Source organism: Burkholderia sp. KCJ3K979, assembly GCF_016759955.1.
Classification (GTDB): domain Bacteria; phylum Pseudomonadota; class Gammaproteobacteria; order Burkholderiales; family Burkholderiaceae; genus Burkholderia; species Burkholderia orbicola.
This window is the reverse complement of the sequence record NZ_JACFYV010000362.1, coordinates 1-3,476: the sequence shown is the minus strand read 5'-3', so window position 1 is coordinate 3,476 and position 3,476 is coordinate 1. Positions and strand designations below refer to the sequence as shown.

Genomic DNA, 3,476 nt, shown 5'->3' with positions numbered 1-3,476 from the left:
AAGCATTGCTTCGCTTGATTTATTTACGACCGCGCAACGCACAACTTGACGGATTTCAGACCATTTTTTCGAATTATTAGTCTGAACATTACAAATCACTGAACAAAATGGCGTAAATTCGGGCCAGTTCGACAACGAAAGAAAAAAGACCGGCGAGGCACCGGCAAGTTCAGGCAGGTGCGGCCGGCGAGGTGCGGCCGGCCGTTTCGTGCGACGAACCGGCCACGAGACGGAACCGCGATCCTGGGGTCAGGCCTGATCGGCCAGTTCGGAGCGCGTCGGAATCGACGGCTGAGCGCCCGCGCGCGTGACCGACAGCGCCGCCGCGCGTTGCGCGAAGCGGATGGCCATGTCGACGTCCGCGCCGGCCGCGAGCCGTGCGGAAAAGCCGCCGATGAAGGTGTCGCCGGCGGCCGTCGTGTCGACCGCCTGCACGGCCGGCGCCGGATAGTGCCGCGCGGTGCCGTCGGCCGTCAACGCGAGCACGCCGCGTGCGCCGAGCGTCACCAGCACGTTGCGCGCGCCGCCGGCCTGGAGCGCCCGCGCGGCGGCTTCGGCTTCTGCCGGATCGCGCACGGGCAGCCCCGTCAGCGCGGCCGCCTCGACCTCGTTCGGGATCAGGTAATCGACGAGCGGCAGCCAGCCGTCCGGCAGCGGTGCGACGGCCGGAGCCGGATTGAGCACCACCGTGCGACCGAGCCGGCGTCCGGCCGACAGTGCCGCGAACACCGTGTCCGGCGGCGTCTCGAGCTGGCAGATCAGCACGTCGGCCGCCGCCAGCGCGGCCTCGTGCCGCGCGATCGTGTCGGTCGTGACCTCGCCGTTGCCGCCCGCGACGATCACGATCGCGTTCTGGCTCCCATCGTCGACGACGATCAGCGCGACGCCGGTCGACGCCGACGCGCTCGTCGCGAGCCCCGCGCAGTCGATGCCCTCGGCCTCGAGGCCCGCGCGCAGTGCCGCGCCGTGCGCATCCGCGCCGACGCAGCCGATCATCGCGACCTGCGCGCCGAGCCGGGCGGCGGCGACGGCCTGGTTGCCGCCCTTGCCGCCCGCGGCCTGCGCGAAGGCGTGCCCGGCGAGCGTTTCGCCCGGCAGCGGCAGCCGCGGCGCCCGCACGACGAGATCCATGTTGAGGCTCCCGACCACCGTCACGCGGCCGGCGCCCGTTACGGTCGCCGTCATGCGCGAGCGGCCGGCGCGGCCGGCTCGCGGTAGATGGCCGTCGATTCGCGCAGCACGAGGCGCGGCGACACGACGCGACGGCGGCTCGGCACGGCGCTCGAACCGCCGCCGATCCGTTCGATCAGCGTCTGCGCGGCCATTTCGCCGAGCGCGCGCACCGACTGGCCGACCGTCGACAGCGCCGGATACGTGTAGCGGGAAAATTCGATGTCGTCGAAGCCGATGATCGAGCAGTCGTCGGGCACGCGCATCCCGCGCTCGGCCGCCGCGCGCAGCGCGCCGACGCCCATCAGGTCGTTGCCCGCGAAAATCGCGCTCGGCCGCACCGATTCGAACAGCCGCGACGCCGCGTGATAACCGCCCAGGCACGAGAAATCGCTTTCGGCGATCGCGCCCGGCACGATGTCGACGCCGCGCTCGGCCATCGCGCGGATGAAGCCGTGCACGCGCATCGCGCTGACGGCGGTGTCGGTCGGCCCCGTGATGCAGCCGATCTTCGCGTGCCCGAGTTCGAGCAGGTGACGCGTCGCGAGATACGCGCCGCGCTCGTGGTCGATCTGCACGAGATCGGCCGCGAGCCCCTCGATGTTGCGGTCGACCACGACGAGCGGCGCATGGATATCCGCGAGCGTCTGCGCGAGCACCGCGTCCTCGCCCGCCGACGCGACGATCAGCCCGTCGATGCGCTTTTCCTGCAGCACGCGCAGGTAGTTGCGCTGCTTCACGGGATCGTCGTCCGAATTGCAGAAGAACACGCAATAGCCGTTGGCCGCGCACTGATCCTCGATGCCGCGCGCAAGCTCGGCGAAGTACGGATTCGTGCTGTTCGGCACGACGAGGCCGATCGTCGCCGTCGCCCGCGCCTTCAGCGAGCGCGCCACGGCCGACGGCACGTAATTCAGCTCGCGGATCGCACCCTCGACCTTCGCACGCACATCCGCGGACACCGGCCGCGAATTGTTCACCACGTGCGAGACGGTCGTAAACGACACGCCCGCCATGGCCGCCACATCCTTGATCGTCGCCATTTCCCGTTTCTCTCTGGTCTGTTCTGTCTGTCTTTTTACCGCACGCGCGTACGCCGGCTGCGATACGTATCGAGCACGACCGCCACCACGATCACCGCACCCGTGATGATCCGCTTCGTCGGCTCGTTCGCCCCGATCTGCGCCAGCCCCGCGGCCAGCACGGAGATGATCAACACGCCGAAGAACGTACTGATCACCGAGCCGCGCCCGCCCATCAGGCTCGTGCCGCCGATCACGACGGCGGCGATCACCTGCAGCTCGAGGCCCGCACCCGCGTTCGGATCGGCCGCCTCGAGCCGCGAAATCTGGAACAGCGACGCGAGCCCCGCGAGCGCGCCCATCAGCGCGAATACGAGGATTTTATACGGCCTCGGGTTAACCCCTGCAAGTCGCACCGCTTCCTCGTTCGTGCCGATCCCGACCAGATAGCGCCCGAACACCGTGCGCGTGAGCACGAACTGGGCCGCGATCATCACCGCGACCGCGATCAGGAACGCCGGCGAAATGCCCAGCGCGATCGGGTTCGACAGGAAATCGAACGCGTCGCCGATATACGCGGTGCGCGAATTCGTCAGCTGGTACGCGAGGCCGCGCGCGGCCTCCAGCACGCCGAGCGACACGATGAACGACGGAATCCGCCAGCCCACCGTGACCGCGCCCGTCAGCGCGCCCGTCGCGGTCGCGACCGCGATCCCGATCAGCGCGGCCGGCAGCGGCCCCCACTGCCATTTCAGCGCGGCGACGCTGACCATCGACGCGGCGAGCGCGAGCACCGAGCCGACCGACAGGTCGATCCCGGCGATGATCAGCACGAAGGTCATCCCGACCGACATCACGACGAGATCGGGAATCTGGTTCGCGATCGTGCTGAACGTGTCGTAGGTCAGGAAATGCGAGCTCAGCACCGAGAACAGCGCGATCATCGCGGCCAGCGCGCCGGCCAGCCCGAGATAGTTCGACAGGCCGAGCCGCGTGCCGGACAGCGTGCGCGCGCGGCGCCCCGTCACGTCCTGCTGCGCGCCTGCGTCGGTCGGGGATACGGGAGGCTGGGTCATTGCTGTGGTCCTGTCGTCGAAGTGCCCGGAGCGGCGCCGCGCGCCTGCCCCGCGTCCGGATGCTGCATGGCGGCCGCCGGCGTCTCGCGGCCGAAGCCGGCGAACGCCGCGGCCAGCAGCGCATCCTGGGTCCAGTTGCCGCGCTCGAATACGGCGGTCATGCGCCCGGCCGACATCACGCCGATCCGGTCGCAGATCAGCATCAGCT

General features: G+C 69.5%; 3 protein-coding genes and 1 pseudogene. All 4 read right to left on the bottom strand.

The genetic code is table 11. From position 1 onward, the window contains the following. Nucleotides 1–249 precede the first annotated feature (249 nt). Nucleotides 250–1,185 carry a ribokinase gene (gene rbsK, locus H3O04_RS34600; protein WP_105797775.1) on the bottom strand — a complete coding sequence of 312 codons (936 nt, stop codon included), beginning with the start codon at nucleotides 1,183–1,185 and terminating at the stop codon, nucleotides 250–252. Next, nucleotides 1,182–2,213 (bottom strand): LacI family DNA-binding transcriptional regulator, encoded by a 1,032-nt coding sequence (locus tag H3O04_RS34595; protein WP_006476068.1) that lies wholly within the window; start codon nucleotides 2,211–2,213, stop codon nucleotides 1,182–1,184. The genes rbsK and H3O04_RS34595 overlap by 4 nt, the downstream gene beginning before the upstream one ends. Before the next feature lie 35 nt (nucleotides 2,214–2,248). Beyond that, entirely contained in the window at nucleotides 2,249–3,268 is a 1,020-nt protein-coding gene (locus H3O04_RS34590; protein WP_006476069.1) for an ABC transporter permease, read from the bottom strand. Beyond that, nucleotides 3,265–3,476: pseudogene (locus H3O04_RS34585) on the bottom strand (sugar ABC transporter ATP-binding protein); the annotation flags it as partial. The gene H3O04_RS34590 and the pseudogene H3O04_RS34585, both read right to left, overlap by 4 nt.